Source organism: Flavobacterium frigidum, from assembly GCF_048286735.1.
Classification (GTDB): Bacteria; Bacteroidota; Bacteroidia; order Flavobacteriales; family Flavobacteriaceae; genus Flavobacterium.
Genome location: NZ_JBLVPU010000007.1, coordinates 67,828 through 89,776, shown reverse-complemented (window position 1 = coordinate 89,776; position 21,949 = coordinate 67,828). Strand labels below are relative to the sequence as shown.

Below are 21,949 nucleotides of genomic sequence, written 5' to 3'. Positions count from 1 at the left end.
TGTTAAATGCTAAAGAAAAATGTTTCAATATTTAACCCTGAAGTGTGAAACTGCCAATTCATATTGACCACCTCTTTGATCACTTTTTTCAGTTCAGAAAAATCATTAGGTTTTTTAATGTAAATATTCGCCCCTTCAATAAAAGTATCTTCAATATCTTTTTCTGATGAGGATGTAGAATATATTGCTATTGAAACATCTTTAAAACGAGCATTAGATCTAATTTCTTTAAGACAATCAATACCTGTTTTTCCGGGCATGTTTAAGTCTAGAAACAAAACATGAGGCAACTTAATTTCAGGATGTACCAAATAATCCATAAGATCATTTCCATCTTTAAATAGAGTCAACTTATTATTCATTTTAAGCTCTTGTATAGCTTCACTAAAAAAAGTGCGATCATCTTCGTCATCGTCAGCTAAAAGAATATGCATTGAATCTTGGTGTGTAAGCATAAATGGGTGTTTTTGTAACTTAATTAATCATTGTTAGATAATTTTCTCTTTTTACCTACTATTCTTTTGAACATGGAGGGCGTCAATCCAGTAACTTTTTTAAACTGGGTTGATAAATATGCCACACTGCTGTAGTTTAATTCATGAGAAACTTCAGTTAAGGTAAGTTTTTCTTCAATTATCATTTTCTTAGCGCGTTCGATTTTTTGAATAATTATAAAATTCTCTATCGAAGTAAATGTATATTCAGAAAAAACATTAGTAAGATATCCGTATCTAAAGTTCAATTTATCAGACAAGTATTGCGAAATGGTAACATTAGGAAACTTATCTTTTTCATAGACAATTTCAATAATAGCATCTTTAATTTTTTGAATTAATTGCCCTTTTGGGTTATCAATAATTTGTATTCCATACTTTGACAAACTCACTTGGAGTTCATTCAAAACATCTTCAGAAACAGTATCCGCAATTTCAATTTGTCCTAAGTCCAGCAATTGATATTTAATATCATATTTCTCTAATTGTTCTTCTAATATTGCTTTACATGCAATATTTCCATCATAATTAAAATTCAGTTTCATATCAATAAACAAGTGTTAAAATTAAAATCTAAAGAAAATCAAAAAATACTAATCTACCAACAATTCATTTACTTTAATGCTAAAATCTGGATTGATTAGTATATATTCAATTAATACCCTAACTAGTGGGATACTTTTATTCATTTGCTGTAAATAAAAAATTAAAGACAACACAAACTACACATGGAAATTACCCGTGAATTGTTTCATTTTTACCATAATTTTTTATGATATTTTCTTCAAATGAAAGCCATTCTCTCCAACGTTTTTCAACGTCAATTCCTACACCATATTTTCTCGCATACGTAATAAAAGTAGTATAATGTCCCGCTTCACTCTCCATTAAATTTCTATAAAAAACAGCTAATTCTTCATCTTGAATGTTTTCAGAAAGTACTTTGAAACGCTCACAACTTCTGGCTTCTATCATTGCAGAAAACAATAATCGTTCCACTAAACTGGATACTCTGCTCCCATCACTGCTTTTTTTCATGTATAAATACAGTTCATTTACATACTCATCTTTGCGTTCTCGACCCAGTTTCAAGCCCCGTTTGATAATAATATTATGTACTTGCTCAAAATGATCGATTTCTTCTTTGGCTAGAGCCAATAAATCCCTCACTAAATCTTGATGTTCTGAATTGTGAGTGATGATTGTAATTGCATTTGTAGCTGCTTTTTGTTCACACCAAGCATGATCCGTCAGGATTTCTTCAATGTTTTTTTCTACAATATTAACCCATCTAGGATCGGTTGGTAGCTGTAATCTTAATACACCCATTTTTTTGGTCTTAAAGTTAGAAAGTCATAAAGTCAAAAGTCGAAAGCCAAAACTAAGAGAGAATATTAAATTCTTTTCAAAGACTTTCGACTTTCGACTTTAAACTATAAAGACGTATTTATTAATATACAAAAATAGCTCTTTCGCTCATCATTTCGTTCACTTCATTGGCAACTGCGTCAATAACTTCTTCGTTTGTATGATCTAGCAATACTCTGTCAATTAAGGCTACAATAGTTTCCATATCTTCTTCAACAAGACCACGAGTGGTAATAGCTGCAGTTCCTACACGAATTCCTGAAGTTACAAATGGTGATTTATCATCAAATGGAACCATGTTTTTATTTACGGTAATTTCCGCTTTTACAAGAGCATTCTCAGCCTCTTTTCCAGAAATATTTTTATTTCTTAAATCAATCAACATCATGTGATTGTCTGTTCCGCCTGAAATGATTTCATAGCCTCTTTTTACAAAAGCATCAGCCATTGCATTTGCATTTTTTTGTAATTGCAAAGCATACGTAAAAAATTCATCTTTCAATGCTTCTCCAAAAGCAACTGCTTTGGCTGCAATAATATGCATTAATGGACCACCTTGATTCCCTGGAAAAACAGCCAAGTCCAATAAAGAAGACATCATTCTGATTTCCCCTTTTGGAGTGGTTAAACCAAATGGATTTTCGAAATCTTTACACATTAAGATTAATCCTCCACGAGGACCACGTAATGTTTTGTGTGTTGTTGTAGTAACAATGTGGCAATGTGGTAATGGATCATTCATCAACCCTTTGGCGATAAGCCCCGCTGGATGCGAGATATCAGCTAACAAGATAGCACCAACACTGTCCGCAATTACTCTAAAACGCTCAAAATCCATATCACGAGAATATGCCGAAGCTCCAGCGATGATTAATTTTGGTTGCTCTTGAGTTGCTATTTCTTGTATTTTATCATAATCTAATCGTCCTGTTGCTGGATCTACACCATAGAAAGAAGGGGTGTATAAACGTCCCGAAAAATTAACGGGTGAACCATGAGTAAGATGTCCCCCATGAGACAAATCAAAACCTAAAATTTTATCTCCAGGTTTAATACAGGCGTGGTAAACCGCAGTATTTGCTTGTGAGCCAGAGTGAGGCTGTACATTTGCGTACGCTGCTCCAAATAATTCTTTGGCTCTATCAATAGCAATTTGTTCTACAACATCAACTACTTCGCAACCTCCGTAGTATCTTTTGCCAGGATATCCCTCGGCATATTTATTCGTTAAAACAGAACCCGCAGCTTCCATCACTTCGTCACTTACGAAGTTTTCTGATGCAATAAGTTCTAATCCGTGAATTTGTCTTTCTTGTTCTTCTAGAATAAGGTCAAAAATTTGTTCGTCGCGTTGCATTTTTTTGATTTTCGTTAATTTGATGCAAAAATACAAAAAAACGTTTGGTAAATAGTTAGATTATGATATATTTGATGAGTAATTTTTTAACAAAATAATTAACAAAATATGCCGATAACAGCTAACGATACCAATAGAAAATCATGGTTAGAAGTACCTGCCGATAGTGATTTCCCTATTCAAAACATACCTTTTGGAGTTTTTCTAACCAAAGAAAATATAGTGACTGTAGGAACAAGAATTGGTGATTTTGCCATTGACCTAGGTGCCCTACAACAATTAAATTATTTTGAAGGGATTGAACTTACAGATGATATGTTCATGCAAGATACTTTGAATGATTTTATTTCAGATGGAAAAAAAACATGGCGTTTGGTTCGGAACAGAATTGCAGAACTTTTTGATGTTACAAACCCGAAATTACAAAATAATGCAAAAGATCTTGACATTATCATTTTTAGAATGGAAGATGTCGAAATGCAATTACCAGTTCTTATTGGGGATTACACTGATTTCTTCTCTAGTAAAGAGCATGCTACCAATACTGGAAAAATGTTTCGCGATCCCGAAAATGCATTATTACCCAATTGGCTTCACATTCCTGTAGGCTACCACGGCAGAAGCTCTACCATAGTTCCATCAGGAATTCCGGTACACAGACCTATGGGACAAACCTTGCCTAATGGCGAAACTACGCCGGTTTTTGGACCTTCTCGATTAGTAGATTTTGAACTGGAAACGGCTTTTATTACTACTGATGTAAACATCATGGGTGAGAACATTGCTGTAACCGAAGCTGAAGATTATATTTTTGGTATGGTTTTGTTGAATGACTGGAGCGCTCGTGACATCCAAAAATGGGAGTATGTGCCTTTAGGCCCTTTCTTGTCTAAAAACTTTGCCTCATCCATTTCCCCTTGGATTGTTACTATGGATGCATTGGAACCATTTAGAACCAAAGGCCCAAAACAAGAACCTACTCCACTTCCCTACTTGCAACAAAAAGGAAAACATTCTTTTGATATTAATTTGGAAGTAGCCATTCAACCGGAAAATGCCGAACCAACTGTTATTTCTCAAACCAACTTTAAATATATGTATTGGTCTATGTGCCAGCAATTGGCCCACCACACCTCTAACGGTTGTCGCGTAAATTCAGGCGATATGATGGGTTCTGGGACACTTTCGGGTTCAACTCCAGACAGTTTTGGATCGATGCTTGAATTGACTTGGGGCGGAAAAAATCCGATAAAAATGAGTGATGGAACTGAGCGTAAGTTTATCAATGATAATGATACCGTAATTATGAAAGGCTACTGTCAAAACGGTCAGGTCCGCATTGGTTTTGGTGAAGTTTCTAGTAAACTCCTTCCTCCATTTGTAAGACCATAAAAATTATAATTTGTATATTTAAACCTAACATTTAGTCTATTTTTGTTAGGTTTTTTTTATGACATTATTTTTGGATTTTCAAAAATCGAAAATCAAATTATCTGCTTAAAACAAATAGGAAAAACAAGTCAAATTCAAATACATAATTCTACAGCTTATGAAAAAAATTACTCTTTTATTATCCTTGTTTCTCCTTTTTAGCGCTTGTGGCGTGAAACAAACTCAAAACCTATTGAGCTCTGGAAATTACGATCAAGCAATTGACAATGCCGTATCTAATTTGCGTAGCAATAAAGATAAAAAAGGCAAACAAGATTATGTGTATTTGCTGGAAGAGGCTTTCGCCAAAGCAAAAGAGCGTGATTTGAATGCCCTTAATTTATTAGCCAAAGAGGCTAATCCTGCACAATTGGAAAAAATCTATTCTACCTATGTACAATTGAATTCCCGTCAGGAAAAAATTAAACCGATTCTCCCTTTAAAACTCATTAAAGAAGGCCGAAATGCGATCTTTCCTTTTGATAATTATGACGATCAAATCATCAGTAGTAAAAATGCTTTATCAGCTTATTTATATGCCAATGCCAAAAAATTAATGGTGACTTCAGATAAAATGAATTACCGAAAAGCATTTGATGATTTAGAGTATTTGAATCAAATCAATCCAAATTATAAAAATGTTTTGCAACTCATGGACGAAGCTAAATTTAAAGGTTCTGATTATGTTTCGGTTTATACAAAAAATGAAACCAACATGATTATTCCTCAGCGTTTGCAGAATGACCTATTGGATTTTAGCACTTTGGGGTTAAACGACAAATGGACCGTTTACAATAGCAACAGACAAAAAGGAATTGATTACGACTATGGAATGGTAATCAATTTTAGACAAATTTATATTTCACCCGAACAAATTAAGGAACGAGAATTTGTAAAAGAACGCGTGATAAAAGACGGTGTAAAAAAATTAATTGACGCTAATGGAAAAGAAGTGCTAGACGAAAAAGGCAAAGTAGTTATGGTAGATAACCTGATTACCGTTGCTGCCAGAATATATGAATTCCGCCAATTTAAGTCATGCCAAATAACAGCCAAAATTGATTACATTAACTTTAAAAACAATCAATTATTGCAATCGTTCCCTCTAACTAGCGAATTCATTTTCGAAAATATTTACGCCACATACAAAGGAGACCGTCGTGCCTCAGATGATAATTATTTCTCGTATTTTGATAGAAAACCAGTTCTTTTCCCGAGTAGTGAGCAAATGGTATATGACACTGGCGAAGATTTGAAGGCAAAAATTAAAGACATAATCACTCGCAACCGATTTAGAAATTAGTAGTCTAAATTACATTAAATCCTATATAACTCCTTGATAATCAATTGTATCAAGGAGTTTTTTTTGAAAAAAAAATCAACAATCCGTTGGTATTTTGTTAGAAAACTTAAAAATAAATTGAATAGTTAAAAATAAGTGTACTTTTGCTGCAATGAATAATACAAGTTTACATATTACTACTTTGTCACGGACAAACAGACTTACTACTTCGCCCGAAGTACGGATGCTATCTCTATAGTACCCAAGACCTGTTTCGTATTTTTATTCATTTTTCATTTTTTCTGTTTTGAACTTACCGTTATTTTACATTGGATTCTTATATCCAAAAACAAACGCATTTACATCTATATTGTACTTTATTTCAGTTACTTACAACAAAGTAACCTGTTTTAAAGCATGAAATACATGTAACACAAACTCGTCTCAGATTTCATTACACTATTCTTTTCTAACTTTAAAATTCTACTTTTAAAATGAATATTTCCATCGTCACAACTCAGGAAGAGCACTACAAATACGCAATAGAAATTTGCGAAACAATAGAACTTTCGGCACTTTTAAGAGGTACCGGAATAGCTAAAAGAACGCCTGAGTATATCCAGAAAAAAATGGAAACCAAAGATGCCGTTATTGCACTAGAAAATGGGAAATTTGCAGGTTTTTGTTATATCGAGAGTTGGCAACATGGCAAGTTTGTAGCTCATTCTGGCTTGATCGTTCATCCCGATTATAGAAATCTTGGTTTGGCAAAAAAAATAAAATCATTTGTGTTTGATTACTCACTTAAAAAATATCCAGAAGCAAAAGTTTTCGGAATTACAACAGGCTTAGCAGTAATGAAAATAAATTCTGATTTGGGTTACAAACCAGTTCCTTTTTCAGAGCTTACAAATGACCCTAGCTTTTGGAAAGGCTGCCAAACATGCACTAATTATGAAATATTAAAAAGCAAAGAAAACAAAATGTGCTTGTGTACCGGCATGCTATATGATCCAAATGAAAAACCAAAAGACACTCCTAAACATCCTTTCAATATCCGGATTTGGAACCGTTTGAAGAAAATAAAACAAGCGGTATTTTTAGATAAATAAATCCACTCCTCGCCCGAATCTTCAGGACTTCAAAAAGAGAAGGGAGACAAGAGAGATAAATATAGAAAAAATCACATCAAATAATATTCCCTTTTGCCACTGTTGGCTCCCCCTCCTTCGGACGGTCCCGAAGCTTCGGGAGGGGGGAGGAAAAATAAATAAAGAAAATGAAAAAAGTAGTATTAGCATATAGTGGAGGTCTTGATACTTCCTACTGCCTGAAATATTTAAAAAATGAAAAAGGTTTTGAAGTTCACACAGTCCTTGTAGATACCGGTGGATTTACTGCTGAAGAACTAGAAAGTATAACAACAAGAGCGTATGAACTTGGAAGTGCAAAGCACACTAATCTTACCATTGTAGATAAATATTATGATAAAGCCATCAAGTATTTAATTTTTGGAAATGTATTAAAAAACAATACCTATCCACTTTCTGTGAGCGCTGAACGTGTTTTTCAAGCTATCGAAGCCATTAAATATGCAAAATCTGTTGGTGCTAACGCCATTGCTCACGGAAGTACTGGCGCTGGAAATGACCAAATTCGTTTTGATTTAATTTTCCAAACTATCGCACCCGAAATTGAAATCATCACTCCTATTCGAGATTTGAAATTATCAAGACAGGATGAAGTTGATTATTTAGCTAAAAACGGAGTTTCCTATTCTTGGGAAAAAGCACAATATTCTATTAATAAAGGATTGTGGGGAACAAGTGTTGGCGGAAAAGAAACTTTAACATCACATCAAGCGCTACCTAGCGATGCTTATCCTTCTCAATTGGTAAAAGAGAGCGAAGAAAAAGTAACATTAGAATTTTTAAAAGGGGAATTAATTGCTGTAAATGGCTTAAATGACAAGCCTTCAGCCAATATAGTTACTCTTGAAAAACTGGCTAATGCCTACGCAATTGGCAGAGACATTCACGTAGGTGATACCATTATTGGCATTAAAGGAAGAGTAGGTTTTGAGGCTGCCGCACCTTTAATCATCATCAAAGCACACCATTTATTAGAGAAACACACACTTGGAAAATGGCAGCAATACTGGAAAGAACAACTCGGGAACTGGTACGGAATGCTGTTTCATGAAGGGCAATTTCTAGATCCTGTGATGAGAAATATCGAAACTTTTCTGCAAGACACCCAACACACTGTCAACGGAAAAGTTACTGTTACACTAAAACCCTATCATTTTTCGCTGGACGGAATCGAATCTGAAAATGATTTAATGAATACGAGTTTTGGACAATACGGAGAAATGAACAATGCATGGACCTCTCATGATGCCAAAGGATTTATCAAAATTCTTGGAAATGCTCAAAATATATTTTCATCAGTAAATAATGAAACATACGAGTAATAAATAGTGTTTTTTTAGGAGCAGAAATATTTTGCATTTTCAGAAATAGTGTCCCGCTTTACACTACAATCTTTTCCTTTAAAAAAAAGGAAAAGGATTTTCACTGCAATCGGGGCTATAGAGTAAAATAGTTCTTTTTTAGAAACATAAAAAAATTTAATATCAAATCTGTGGAAATCAGTAAAATCTGTAACAAAAAATAATTCGAAAAAATAAAAAATTATGATAACTACAGGAATAATCGGCGGTTCAGGGTACACAGCTGGGGAGCTCATCAGAATCTTGATGTTTCATCCTAATGCAACCATTGATTTTGTTTTCAGTACAACAAATGCTGGAAAGCCACTTTCTGTGGCGCACCACGATTTACTCGGCGATATCGAAATGAATTTTACCGATAGCGTTAATCCAAATGTAAATGTGGTTTTCTTGTGTTTAGGTCATGGGAAATCAAAATCATTTTTAGAGCAAAATCAATTTGCGAGACATACCAAAATTATTGATTTAGGTAATGATTTCAGATTGACAAAAGACAAAGAATTCGATAGCAAATCCTTTGTTTATGGTTTACCAGAATTGAACAAAGTAGCCATTAAAAACGCTCAATTTATTGCAAATCCAGGTTGTTTTGCAACCGCAATTCAACTGGCATTATTGCCTTTGGCGAAAGCCGGAATACTCACAACTGACGTTCATATCAATGCCACAACAGGAAGTACAGGAGCCGGAGTTACCCCTTCAGAAACGACACATTTTAGCTGGAGATCAAACAATATGTCGCATTACAAAGCTTTTGAACACCAACATCTAGGCGAAATAAACCAAAGTGTCCAGCAATTGCAAGCGGAATATACAGACGAACTGATTTTTGTACCCAACAGAGGTGATTTTGCCAGAGGAATATTCGCCACATTATACACAACAATAGAAGAAAGTCTAGAAGATATAGTTTCAAAATATGAGACTTATTACCAAGACCAACCTTTTGTAACTGCAACGACCACAGGAATCAACATGAAACAAGTGGTGCAAACCAATAAATGTATTATTAGTTTAATGAAAAAAGGAAACCGGTTATTGATAACTTCAGTAATCGATAATTTAACAAAAGGAGCTTCAGGACAAGCCATACAAAACATGAATATAATGTTTGGATTGGATGAAACCACAGGATTGCATTTGAAACCAAGCGGATTTTAATCCCCTCCCCAACCCTCCCCGAAGGAGAGGGAGATGAAATGATTAAAAAATATAAATATAAAACAACACACCCCGTTGTCAGATTTTATTCCCCCTCCTTCGGAGGGGGTTAGGGGGAGGATTATTATGAACTTATTTGACGTTTACCCATTATACAGCATCACTCCAGTAAAAGCGCTAGATTGCACTATTACAGATGAAAACGGTGTGGAATATTTAGATTTATACGGCGGTCATGGCGTAATTTCTATTGGACACACCCAACCAGATTATGTTACTGCCTTAAAAAAACAGTTAGACAACATCAGTTTCTATTCAAATGCGATTCAGAATCCACTGCAAGTAGCATTAGCCCAAAAGTTAGGAAAACTTTCAGGATTAGAGGACTACACTTTATTCTTGTGCAGTTCTGGAGCTGAAGCCAATGAAAACGCTTTAAAATTAGCCTCGTTTCACAACCATAAATCGCGAGTAATTGCTTTTGAGAATTCGTTTCACGGAAGAACTTCGGCAGCAGTAGCAGTCACTGACAATAAAAAAATTGTGGCGCCAATCAATGCACAGCAAATTGTTACTTTTTTACCATTAAACAACATTGAATTGGTTGAAAACGAACTCAAAAAAGGCGATGTCTCTTCGGTAATAATTGAAGGTATTCAGGGAGTGGGTGGCTTAGACCAAGGTACTACAGCATTTTTTCAGGATTTAGAAAAAATATGCGCAGCTTATGATGTTGTTTTAATTCTAGACGAAGTACAATCCGGATACGGAAGAAGCGGAAAGTTTTTTGCTCACCAACATCATGATATCAGAGCCGATATAATTTGTTTAGCAAAGGGAATGGGGAACGGTTTTCCTATAGGTGGGATTATGATTTCTCCAAAATTCACAGCTAGTTACGGATTATTAGGAACTACTTTTGGAGGAAACCATCTAGCGTGTGCAGCCGGAATTGCAGTTTTGGACGTCATGGAAAACCAGCAATTAATGGATAATGTAAATCACGTTTACGCCTATTTTCTTGAAGCAATTAAACAAATCCCTGAAGTAATTCATATTAAAGGAAGAGGATTAATGCTGGGCGTAGAATTTGATTTTGACGTAAGTACACTTCGTAAAAAAATGATTATCGACAAACATATTTTTACTGGAAATGCAAATAACAAAAACTTACTGCGAATTTTACCTCCTTTAACAATAACAAAACCAGCAATCGACTTGTTTATAAAGGCTTTAAAAGAAGCTTTAGTAGAGATTCAATAACATAAAGTAATGCTATTTATAATAGAACTTAAACAACTACAAATGAAGTTGCTATTATAAAATTAGTATGACTTATTAAAATACAAAATCATGAATTACAACGCTGTCAATAACATAGATGTACTTGAAACGTGGGTTAAAAAAGCCTTGAAAATCAAGAAAAAACCACTCAAAAATAAAAAGTTAGGTAAAAACAAAACACTAGGATTATTGTTTTTCAATTCAAGTTTAAGAACTCGATTGAGTACGCAAAAAGCGGCCTTAAATTTAGGGATGAATGTCATGGTAATGAACTTTACCAATGAAGGTTGGACCTTAGAATTTGAAGAAGGTGCTGTAATGGACTCGGGAGCCTCAGAGCATATAAAAGAGGCAGCCGCTGTTGTTTCTCAATATTGTGACGTCATTGCTATAAGAGCATTTGCTGGATTAGTTGATAAAGAAAAAGACAATGCCGAAATAGTACTGTCTAGTTTTATGAAATATGCAACGGTTCCTATTATTAATATGGAGAGCGTCACGAGACATCCATTACAAGCGCTGGCTGATGCTATTACCATTGAAGAATTTAAACCCAAGCACCGACCTAAAGTAGTATTAACATGGGCGCCACATCCTAAAGCGTTACCTCAAGCTGTTGCCAATTCTTTTGTAGAAATGATGCAGTTACAAAAAAATATGGATTTTGTAATCACTCATCCAAAAGGATATGAATTGAATCCTGAAATTACAAAAGATTCAAAAATTGAATACGATCAAGACAAAGCCTTTGAAAACGCTGATTTTATTTATGCCAAAAATTGGAGTAATTATATTGAATACGGACAAATCACAAATTCTGATCCAAACTGGACCGTAACAGCTGATAAAATGAAATTAACTAACGATGCTAAATTTATGCATTGTTTGCCCGTAAGACGTAATATGATCGTATCAGATGAGGTGATTGATGGCCCTAACTCAATTGTGATTGAACAAGCCAATAATAGAACGTTCGCGGCACAATTAGTGCTTCAAAAAATATTAAAAAAATAAGGCCCTGAGATGCAAAGGTTCTAAGACACTAAGTCCTCAGAACCATTGTATCTGAGAACCTCAGAACCTTTTTTAAATGGAAAATAAAAAAACGATAACGATACTAAAAATTGGTGGAAATATCATTGATAACACGATAGAATTGGCTTATTTTTTAACAGATTTTTCTAAGATTGAAGGCTATAAAGTACTCGTTCATGGCGGTGGAAAATCAGCTACAAAATTAGCCGAAAGTATGGGTTTAGTTCCACAAATGATTGATGGAAGACGCATTACCGATGCCGCTATGCTAGATGTTGTAGTCATGATTTATGCTGGTCAAATCAACAAAAATATTGTAGCACAATTACAAGCCAATTCGACTAATGCAATAGGTTTTTCTGGAGCTGACGGGAATTTAATTCAATCAGAAAAACGAAATCACCCCACAATAAATTATGGTTTTGTAGGTGATGTCAATAAAGTGAATACACCCTTACTAGAAACGTTACTTTTAAACAATCTAGTACCCGTATTTTGCGCCATCACACACGATGGCAGCGGACAATTATTAAACACTAACGCAGACACCATTGCTAGTGAATTAGCAATCGCTTTATCAGAAGTTTTTGAGGTAACTTTGAATTACTGTTTTGAAAAACCAGGAGTTTTATTCGATGCCGAGGATGACGCTTCAGTTATTGAAAACATGAATCCCGAATTATATGCCAAATTAAAAACAGAAAATGCCATACATTCCGGAATGATTCCCAAACTGGACAACTGTTTTAATAGTTTAAACAAAGGAGTTCAAAAAATAAAAATAGGGCATCACCGCATGTTGCACGATTCAACGGCAATTTGTACAAATATCAAATTATAAAAAGTGAAACACAAGTCTCACCGATTTTGAAAAATTTCTTTTTCGATTTTAAAAAATCTGCGAATCTGTGGCTAAAATAAGTATGAAAAACATAGAAATCCTTACACAAGAAGCCATTGCGCTATTAAAAGCACTAATTGAAACACCTTCATTTTCAAGTGAAGAAGATCAAACAGCACTTTTAATCGAAAATTGGTTTACACAAAATAACATCCCTTTTAAACGCGAGAACAATAATGTTTGGGCTTTCAACAAACATTTTGATGCAAAAAAACCTACGCTATTATTGAATTCTCACCACGACACGGTAAACCCAAATCAAGGCTATACCAATGATCCTTTTCAAGCAATTGAAAAAGAGGGTAAATTATTTGGTTTAGGCAGCAATGATGCTGGCGGATGTTTGGTTTCTCTTTTAGCTACTTTTGTTCATTTTTATTCCCATGAAAATTTACCTTATAATTTGGTGATGGTAGCCTCAGCCGAAGAGGAAAGCAGCGAAAAAAACGGCTTAAACAGTGTTCTAAAGCACTTGCCTGAACTAGATTGTGCCATTGTGGGCGAACCCACTTTAATGCAATTGGCCATAGCCGAAAAAGGTTTATTAGTTCTTGATGTCATCGTAAAAGGTACCGCCAGTCATGCCGCACATCAAAATCTTGATAATTCCATTTACAAAACAATTCCCGTAATCGAGTGGTTTAACAGCTACAATTTCGAAAAAATTTCGGAGGTTTTAGGCCCCGTTAAAATGACCGTAACCCAAATTAACGCCGGAAAACAACACAATGTAGTTCCTGCGGAATGTCATTTGGTTGTAGATATCAGGGTAAATGATTGTTACAGCAATCAAGAAATTCTAGATACTGTAAGAGCAAATGTTGCTGCAGAAATTAATCCAAGGTCTATGCATTTAAACGCTTTTTCCATTCCTGTTTCTCATGGATTGGTGCGGGCCGGAATCGCATTAGGAAGAACCACATACGGCTCTCCTACCCTTTCGGATCAAGCGGTTTTGAGTTGCAAATCTTTGAAACTAGGACCTGGTGAAACCCTGCGGTCACACTCCGCAAACGAATTTATATTTATACATGAAATAAAAGAAGGAATCCAACTGTATATCAAAATACTAACTGATTTTTTCAAACAATAAAATGATTAGGAGCCAATCCCGCTATCCGTTACAATCTTTTATTTTTTTAAAGAAAAAAAATAAAAGGATTTTCACTATAAACGAAGTTCACTGAACTCCAATGAAAATAGAAATTAAGTGAAGTAATCGGGGCTATGAAAACGATTCCTACAGATCATGCAAGTTTCAACCTGAAACTTTAAACCTGAAAAAAAAAAAAAACAATATGAAACTTTGGGAAAAAGGAACACCAACAGATAAACAAATTGAACATTTCACCGTTGGAAACGACAGGGAACTGGATTTAGTTTTAGCAAAATATGATGCTTTAGGTTCAATTGCACATGCTAAAATGCTCGGAAACATTGGTTTGTTAACAGCCAATGAAACAGATATGTTAATAGCCGCTTTGAACGAGATTATTGCTGATATTGCTACTGGAAATTTCACAATCGAAGATTCCTTTGAAGATGTGCATTCGAAAATTGAATATTTGCTAACAGAAAAATTAGGCGATGCCGGAAAAAAAATTCATACCGCGCGTTCTCGTAACGATCAAGTTTTAGTAGATGTAAATTTATATTTGAAAGATGTAGTAATAGATCTAAAAGCTCAAGTAAAAAGCCTTTTTGATTTGCTGATGGAATCGGCTGAGAAACATCAAAATGCATTATTGCCTGGCTACACCCATTTACAAATTGCAATGCCATCGTCTTTCGGGATGTGGTTTTCTGCTTACGCCGAGACGTTAATTGATGATATCACAATGCTGAATGCCGCTTTGAAAATTGTAGACCAAAATCCATTAGGCTCAGCCGCAGGTTACGGAAGCTCCTTCCCTATTGATAGAACTTTTACAACACAAGAACTGGGTTTTGAAACTTTAAAATTCAATTCGGTAGCCGCTCAAATGAGTCGTGGAAAATCAGAAAAAACAGTTGCTTTTGCCATGAGCAGCGTTGCCGCTACGCTTTCAAAATTCGCAATGGATGTTTGTTTATTTATGAGTCAAAATTTTGATTTCATTGCTTTACCGTCGCATCTTACAACAGGTTCCAGCATCATGCCGCACAAAAAAAACCCGGATGTATTTGAGTTAATTCGTGGAAAATGCAACAAAATTCAAGCCTTACCTTATGAAATTACTTTAATTACAAACAATTTGCCGAGTGGTTATCACAGAGATTTACAATTGTTGAAAGAAGGATTGTTTCCAGCCATTCAAAACCTGAAAGCCTGCTTAGATATCGCGATTTTCTCCATAAAAGACATCAAAGTAAAAGACAATATTCTTTCCGATTCAAAATACAATTATTTGTTTACGGTTGACACCTTAAACGAAATGGTAGTTGCCGGAATGCCGTTTAGAGATGCATATAAAGCCGTTGCAGAACAATTGGAAAACGGAACTTTTACTTCACCAAAAGAAACCAAACACACACATGAAGGCAGTATCAACAATCTATGTTTGGACGAGATTATAGAAAAAATGAGATTAGCCTATTACTAAATAACGATCACAACTGTTTTTATAAATCCATTCTGTAAAAAGAATGGATTTTTTAGTTTCAATAAAATTCAAAACTGATAGATTATACTCTTATTAAGAAGTTAACACTTTAAACCTATATTTGATTTTAAAATTCAAGAAAGTATGAGCATGAAAAAATTTAAAAAAGAGGCAACGAAAAGTCTTTTGGAAAAAAAATTAATAACCCCTGAACAATTCGATCAAGTCCAAGCCTATCGAAATTTAATTTTTTTTTCATTACATACTGAGCTAAAATTATTCATGTACGCCTCTGTATTACTGTTCACCTCAGGTATCGGTATTTTAATTTATAAAAATATTGATAGCATTGGGCATGTCGCTATATTGGCTTTATTACTTTTGGTTACCGTTTTTTGTTTTTACTTCTGTTTTAAAAACGCCTCTGGGTTTAAAAAACAACAAACTCAATTTGAAAATCCTATTTTTGATTACCTGATTTTGGCAGCAGTATTATTAAGTTGCATTTTTGTTGGCTATCTGCAATTTCAATACGCTGTTTTTGGTACTCAATACGGACTCGCCACAATCTTCCCTACAGCAATAGCTTTCTTTTGTGCCTATTATTTTGATAATAAAAGTGTCTTATCAATTGCAATAACGGGTTTAGCAGCATACATTGGCTTATCCGTTTCTCCACAATCTTTACTTCAAAATGATTTTTATGAAAACAATACTCTTAGCTACTCGGCTATTTCATTAGGTATTTTATTGGTAATTTGGACTATTTACAGTTCAAAAAACGACCTAAAGAAACATTTTAGCCTAGTATTTCTCACTTTTGCTTTGCACATTATAAGCATTGCTTGTATTAATAATTTATTCGATAGCTATTGGGGCATTTTTATAATACTATTGGCTGGTTCCTGCTACTATTCTTACCGTACCAGTTACCTCATTAAATCGGTTTCTTTGTTTGTCTTTACCTTAATCTACGCTTATATCAGTATTAATGTAATGCTATTCAAACTTTTAGCATTCATCAACATTGATAGTGAATTAATGATCCCTTTCTTTTTCGTAGTACCCTTTTACTTTATTGGTTCAATTATTTACTTTATTCGACTTATTAAACAATTCAATAAAAAAGCTAATTATGATACAATATAACAAAACCGAATTAGAGCAAGAGTTTCAGGTTGAACAAGGACGTTCTCTAAAAAAAGCAGGATTTATCAATGCTAGTCAGTTTAATTTGATTGATAAAAATTTAACCGTTCTTAAAAGTCAGAAAAACATATTAATACGAATTGGATTTTTGCTTTTAGGTAGCTTTTTGTACTCCTCCATTTGTGGCTTTCTTACACTTATTAGCCTAGATGCAATGAATGAAAATTATCAATTTCTAGTTTATATTTTTGCTAGTATTGGTTTCATTGGTACAGAAATTTTAACCAAACAAAAATATTACGGTTATGGCCCTGACGATGCTTTCCTACTGGGTGCACAATTGTGCTTAGCAATTGCAATAGGCATTTCAACAGACGGAAACGAACTTACTATCGCATTAATACTCTCACTAACCTCTTTGCTTTGTTATCTTAGATATGTACAACTATCAATGGCGATCCTATTTTGTATGGCATTCTCTTGTTCATTGATTTTCATGATGTTTGAATTAGGCGCTTCCGCAAAAACTATACTGCCTTTTGTAATGATGCTTTTTGCAATAGCCATCTATTTAGGTAGCAAAAAACTATTAACGAAATTAACACTCCCATTTTATTACAATGGCATTGTTTTTACACAAGCTTTTGCACTGATTTTATTCTACGTATCAGGAAATTATATGGTGGTTAGAGAACTTTCAAGCGAATTAATGGGTGTAATTGTTACTGCAAATAACGATATTCCGTTTGCCTTTTTATTTTATGGATTTACGTTTATAGTTCCGTTAAGTTATTTGGTTTGCTCGTTATACAAAAAAGACCGCTTTATGCTTTGGATAGGAATCGCATCTGTTTGTTTTTCAATATACACCATCCGTTTTTACTATTCCGTACTACCTATTGAAATTGCCCTAACCATTGGTGGTTTGGTATTATTTGCATTTACTTTTTTTGCTATAAAAAAGATTAAAAACAATACCACTGGAGTTACTTTTCAGCCAGATCGTTTTTCACAAGGAAATCTATTTGGCACTGCCGAAATACTTTTGGCGTCACAATTGGGATTAAAACCCGAAACTACAGTGGAATCGCCTATGGAATTTGGTGATGGAGGTTTTAGTGGCGGAGGTTCTGGTGGTAGTTTTTAAGGTAAATGTATTCAACTTAAATCATATTTTTAAAATCAAAACCGAACCATTGGAACTCTCATCATGTTTTGCTGCATTATAATGCGAAAAAACAAGGTTTTAAAATTATAATAGTGATTTTTATAAGGTGAAATATTGATAATTAAAAATCTTCGGGTAACACTATTTCTTCTTTTACAGCCTATCCTTTTACTTGTCCTGAATTCCAATAAACTTAAGTTTTAACACAAAATAAAATCGCACATTCGCAAATTAGATTTGAATCTTTACTTTGCGAATGTGCGGTTTTTACAATAAGATATTTAACCTAGAACTTAATAGTACCTGTTTTAAGATAAATCGCTGAATTTTTTATGGAGTTACCAATCGCATTATTAAGTGCTTGTTCAAATGCAAAAAGAACTACGCCTGCGCTTCCTTTTGACACAAAATCTAATACTTTTTTTCGTGTCTTAACATCGTAAATCTGAAAATGAGAATTTACAATACAACTTTCACTTTGACCGCCTCCTCTCATTCCCATGCCACCGCCAGCCATTGGCATCATTACGCCAGGATTCCCTTGAATGCTGTTAGTAATTTCGTGACGCAAAATTCTTATCAAATAATCGGCAGTTGAATTTGTAAACAAAGAATCTACTTTTTTTTGTTGCTCCTGATTGACTGTGAAACTATCATTAGAAAGAAATTCTAGTGATCGATCGTATTTAACGTTACCAAAAATATTCTCATTTTTCAATGTTATTGAAAATAGACTATCAAACTGCTGAATAAAATCTTCTTTTTGTTTATACTTTTTGCTAAATGTCTTAGTAAATTCGTTTACAATTACTTCATCGCTACTTACTAGTAATGCTGTTTTATTGGTGCCAAAAAGAAATTCGGAACTATTATAGGGTATTACTTCACTAATTCGAGTTGCTGTACAAGACACTAATAATTGGATACTTATTACTCCTGCTATTAACAAATTATTTATTTTCATTTATGCTATTTTTCGTATCGACTATTTTTAAAATATGACAAAGATTACTTATAGTTTCGTCCCCAACTCCTCCGCATCAATATCACTATGCGAAACGTTATAAATGGCTTTCCCTTCCTTAATCAAAATCAATTGTGGCGATTGATGCGTTACCCCAAATTGCTCTGCAATAGCATTAGAAATAGCTCTATATTCGATTAAATCTAAAAAATAAGGTGTAACTTTATCTGAGCTATCAAACTCATTTTCAAATTGTTTCAATGCCATTCTACTTACGCTACATCGGGTACTGTGTTTAAAAATAGCCACAGGTTTTTCATTCGACATAGCTATAATTTCATTCAGTTGCCCTAAATCGGTTAGTTCATTCCAATTGATTTTATTTTCATTTAAATCCTTTTCATCTGAACTACTGAACATATTTTTAAAAAAACTCATAATTGTCTTGTTTTAAGACATTTTGACTTAAAAACATGATAAAAATCATGAAATTTCCGTCAATTTGTCTGTATTATTGTATTGGAATATAAATTGAAGATTAATTTGCGAAGTTAAGTAAATAACACAAACAATATAAAGCCATGAACATAAATAAATTCACCATAAAATCTCAGGAAGCCATTCAACTTTCGCAACAATTGGCACAAAGTTACAGCCAGCAACAAATAGAAAACGAACATATTTTTAAAGCGATTTTTGAGATTGATGAAAATGTAGCTCCTTTTATTTTAAAAAAACTGAACGTGAATGTCCCGCTATTCCTTCAAATATTGGACAGCACCATTCAGAGTTTCCCGAAAGTTTCTGGAGGCGAAATAATGCTTTCTAGAACTGCAAATACAACCCTTAATGAAGCAGAAATTATTGCAAAAAAAATGAATGATGAGTACGTTTCTGTGGAGCATTTAATTTTGGCAATCTTTGATTCTAAAACCAAAGCAGCCCAAATATTAAAAGATCAAGGCGTAACCGGAAAAGGATTGAAAGCCGCTATTGAAGAATTGCGAAAAGGCGAAAGAGTAACTTCTGCCTCTGCCGAAGAAACCTACAATTCCTTAAATAAATATGCCCGAAACCTTAATGAACTCGCTCGATCCGGAAAACTCGATCCTGTTATTGGTCGTGATGAAGAAATACGCAGAGTGTTACAAATTTTAACCCGAAGAACAAAAAATAACCCAATGCTAGTCGGAGAACCCGGAGTAGGGAAAACTGCTATTGCCGAAGGTTTAGCACACAGAATCGTAGATGGCGACGTTCCCGAAAACCTAAAAGACAAAATCGTGTATTCACTCGATATGGGCGCACTAATTGCTGGTGCCAAATACAAAGGAGAATTTGAAGAACGACTAAAATCTGTGGTGAAAGAGGTCACTGCCGCCGAAGGTGATATTGTTTTATTCATTGACGAAATTCACACTCTTGTGGGTGCAGGAGGTGGCGAAGGCGCTATGGATGCGGCCAATATCTTGAAACCTGCCTTAGCACGTGGAGAACTCCGCGCTATTGGGGCAACAACATTAGACGAATATCAAAAATATTTTGAAAAAGATAAGGCTCTCGAAAGACGTTTCCAGAAAATAATGGTCGAAGAACCAGATACCGAAAGTGCTATTTCAATTTTGCGTGGTATCAAAGAAAAATACGAAACACATCATAAAGTCCAAATCAAGGACGATGCAATTATAGCGGCTGTCGAATTATCACAACGGTATATAACCAATCGTTTTCTTCCAGACAAAGCCATTGATTTAATGGACGAGGCAGCTTCAAAACTACGCATGGAAATCAATTCTAAACCCGAAGAACTGGATGTTTTAGATCGAAAAATCATGCAGTTGGAAATCGAAATTGAGGCCATTAAGCGGGAAAAAGACGAATCCAAACTAAAAATTTTAGGACTCGATTTAGCCAATCTAAAAGAAGATCGCAACGAGATTTATGCCAAATGGAAATCAGAGAAAGATGTAGTTGACAACATTCAAGCGGTAAAAACCGAAATTGAAGACCTTAAATACGAGGCTGAGCGTGCGGAACGTGATGGCGATTACGGAAAAGTAGCTGAAATTCGTTATGGAAAAATTAAGGAAGCCCAAGAAAAATTAGTAGTCTTCACAAAACAATTACAAGAAAATCAATCTGGAACATCTCTAATAAAGGAAGAAGTGACCCGCGAAGATATTGCTGAAGTCGTGGCAAAATGGACTGGAATTCCAGTCATGAAAATGCTTCAGGGCGAAAGAGAAAAACTGCTTAAACTGGAAGAGGAATTGCATCAAAGAGTCGTAGGACAAGAAGAAGCCATTCAAGCCGTGAGTGATGCCGTGCGCAGAAGCCGCGCGGGATTACAGGACATGAAAAAACCAGTGGGAACGTTTCTTTTCCTTGGAACTACGGGAGTTGGTAAAACCGAATTAGCAAAAGCCTTAGCCGAATATTTATTTGATGATGAAAATGCGATGACCCGTATTGATATGAGCGAATACCAAGAACGCCACAGCGTCAGCCGTTTGGTGGGTGCGCCTCCGGGATATGTAGGTTATGATGAAGGCGGACAATTGACCGAAGCCGTTCGTAGAAAACCGTATTCAGTAATCCTTTTGGATGAAATTGAAAAAGCGCATCCTGATACGTTTAATATCTTGCTGCAAGTTTTGGATGAAGGACGTTTGACAGATAACAAAGGACGTTTGGCCGATTTTAAAAACACGATTATCATCATGACTTCTAATATGGGAAGCCAGATTATTCAGGAGAAATTTGAAAATCTAAAAGGAAGTGTCGAAGCCGCAACCGAAGCTGCAAAAGTAGCAGTATTGGGATTATTGAAACAAACGGTGCGTCCGGAATTCATTAACCGTATTGACGAAATTGTAATGTTTACACCATTAACCAATGAAAATATTACCAAAATAGTTGGACTTCAACTGAAAAGCGTTACAAAAATTCTAGCGCTTCAAGGCATCACTATGGACGCTACTCCAGAAGCTATCGCCTATTTAGCTGAGAAAGGATACGATCCGCAATTTGGGGCCAGACCAGTAAAACGGGTCATTCAAAGGGATATACTCAATGAACTGTCCAAAGAAATTCTATCTGGAAAAATAACAACAAACAGCATTGTTCTAATCGATGCGTTTGACGGAAAACTGGTTTTTAGAAATCAAACCGAGTTAGTTTCTTAAGAATCTAGAAAAATTTAAAATTATGAAAACATCAGTCGAAAGGCTGGTGTTTTTTTATACCATCTTATTTTTTTAG

General features: G+C 34.7%; 19 protein-coding genes. 13 read left to right on the top strand and 6 right to left on the bottom strand.

Annotated elements, in window-relative coordinates; genetic code table 11:
• Positions 1-2 precede the first annotated feature (2 nt).
• The 4 genes from ACNQGO_RS06200 to glyA all read right to left on the bottom strand — a co-directional run bounded on the left by ACNQGO_RS06200 (position 3) and on the right by glyA (position 3,219).
• On the bottom strand, positions 3-455 hold the full coding sequence (locus ACNQGO_RS06200) for a response regulator (RefSeq protein WP_309759543.1): 453 nt from the start codon (positions 453-455) through the stop codon (positions 3-5).
• A gap of 23 nt (positions 456-478) precedes the next feature.
• Complete coding sequence (locus tag ACNQGO_RS06195) at positions 479-1,039, bottom strand: helix-turn-helix domain-containing protein (protein ID WP_417984699.1); 561 nt, start codon at positions 1,037-1,039, stop codon at positions 479-481.
• A gap of 190 nt (positions 1,040-1,229) precedes the next feature.
• A complete protein-coding gene (locus ACNQGO_RS06190; protein WP_417984698.1) occupies positions 1,230-1,823 on the bottom strand; it encodes a MiaE family protein in 594 nt (197 codons plus the stop codon).
• 121 nt (positions 1,824-1,944) lie between these two features.
• On the bottom strand, positions 1,945-3,219 hold the full coding sequence (gene glyA / locus ACNQGO_RS06185) for a serine hydroxymethyltransferase (RefSeq protein ID WP_417984697.1): 1,275 nt from the start codon (positions 3,217-3,219) through the stop codon (positions 1,945-1,947).
• 108 nt (positions 3,220-3,327) lie between these two features.
• On the opposite strand from glyA, the gene fahA reads away from it, so the two are divergent.
• The 12 genes from fahA to ACNQGO_RS06125 all read left to right on the top strand — a co-directional run bounded on the left by fahA (position 3,328) and on the right by ACNQGO_RS06125 (position 17,703).
• Positions 3,328-4,611, top strand: a complete 1,284-nt coding sequence (gene fahA, locus ACNQGO_RS06180; protein WP_417984696.1) for a fumarylacetoacetase — start codon at positions 3,328-3,330, stop codon at positions 4,609-4,611.
• A 157-nt stretch (positions 4,612-4,768) separates the two neighbouring features.
• A complete protein-coding gene (locus ACNQGO_RS06175) occupies positions 4,769-5,953 on the top strand; it encodes a hypothetical protein (RefSeq protein WP_417984695.1) in 1,185 nt (394 codons plus the stop codon).
• A gap of 473 nt (positions 5,954-6,426) precedes the next feature.
• Positions 6,427-7,044, top strand: a complete 618-nt coding sequence (locus tag ACNQGO_RS06170; protein ID WP_417944179.1) for a GNAT family N-acetyltransferase — start codon at positions 6,427-6,429, stop codon at positions 7,042-7,044.
• Between the two features lie 167 nt (positions 7,045-7,211).
• Positions 7,212-8,405 (top strand): argininosuccinate synthase, encoded by a 1,194-nt coding sequence (locus tag ACNQGO_RS06165; RefSeq protein ID WP_417984694.1) that lies wholly within the window; start codon positions 7,212-7,214, stop codon positions 8,403-8,405.
• 222 nt (positions 8,406-8,627) lie between these two features.
• Complete coding sequence (gene argC, locus ACNQGO_RS06160; RefSeq protein ID WP_417984693.1) at positions 8,628-9,605, top strand: N-acetyl-gamma-glutamyl-phosphate reductase; 978 nt, start codon at positions 8,628-8,630, stop codon at positions 9,603-9,605.
• 126 nt (positions 9,606-9,731) lie between these two features.
• Positions 9,732-10,868, top strand: coding sequence for an aspartate aminotransferase family protein (locus ACNQGO_RS06155; RefSeq protein WP_417984692.1), 1,137 nt, complete (start codon positions 9,732-9,734; stop codon positions 10,866-10,868).
• 90 nt (positions 10,869-10,958) lie between these two features.
• A complete protein-coding gene (locus ACNQGO_RS06150; protein WP_417984691.1) occupies positions 10,959-11,903 on the top strand; it encodes an N-acetylornithine carbamoyltransferase in 945 nt (314 codons plus the stop codon).
• A gap of 76 nt (positions 11,904-11,979) precedes the next feature.
• Positions 11,980-12,765, top strand: a complete 786-nt coding sequence (gene argB, locus ACNQGO_RS06145) for an acetylglutamate kinase (RefSeq protein WP_417984690.1) — start codon at positions 11,980-11,982, stop codon at positions 12,763-12,765.
• Between the two features lie 82 nt (positions 12,766-12,847).
• A complete protein-coding gene (locus tag ACNQGO_RS06140) occupies positions 12,848-13,918 on the top strand; it encodes a M20 family metallo-hydrolase (RefSeq protein WP_417948060.1) in 1,071 nt (356 codons plus the stop codon).
• A gap of 205 nt (positions 13,919-14,123) precedes the next feature.
• Positions 14,124-15,407 (top strand): argininosuccinate lyase, encoded by a 1,284-nt coding sequence (argH, locus tag ACNQGO_RS06135; RefSeq protein ID WP_417984689.1) that lies wholly within the window; start codon positions 14,124-14,126, stop codon positions 15,405-15,407.
• 150 nt (positions 15,408-15,557) lie between these two features.
• Positions 15,558-16,556 (top strand): DUF2157 domain-containing protein, encoded by a 999-nt coding sequence (locus tag ACNQGO_RS06130; protein WP_417984688.1) that lies wholly within the window; start codon positions 15,558-15,560, stop codon positions 16,554-16,556.
• On the top strand, positions 16,543-17,703 hold the full coding sequence (locus tag ACNQGO_RS06125) for a hypothetical protein (protein ID WP_417984687.1): 1,161 nt from the start codon (positions 16,543-16,545) through the stop codon (positions 17,701-17,703). Before ACNQGO_RS06130 ends, ACNQGO_RS06125 begins: the two co-directional genes overlap by 14 nt.
• A gap of 307 nt (positions 17,704-18,010) precedes the next feature.
• Here ACNQGO_RS06125 and ACNQGO_RS06120 read toward each other — a convergent pair whose 3' ends face one another.
• Positions 18,011-18,688 (bottom strand): hypothetical protein, encoded by a 678-nt coding sequence (locus tag ACNQGO_RS06120; protein ID WP_417984686.1) that lies wholly within the window; start codon positions 18,686-18,688, stop codon positions 18,011-18,013.
• Positions 18,689-18,736: 48 nt separating this feature from the next.
• Positions 18,737-19,126, bottom strand: a complete 390-nt coding sequence (gene ytxJ / locus ACNQGO_RS06115) for a bacillithiol system redox-active protein YtxJ (protein WP_417967939.1) — start codon at positions 19,124-19,126, stop codon at positions 18,737-18,739.
• Between the two features lie 143 nt (positions 19,127-19,269).
• On the opposite strand from ytxJ, the gene clpB reads away from it, so the two are divergent.
• Positions 19,270-21,873, top strand: coding sequence for an ATP-dependent chaperone ClpB (clpB, locus tag ACNQGO_RS06110; protein WP_417984685.1), 2,604 nt, complete (start codon positions 19,270-19,272; stop codon positions 21,871-21,873).
• Positions 21,874-21,949: the final 76 nt, after the last annotated feature.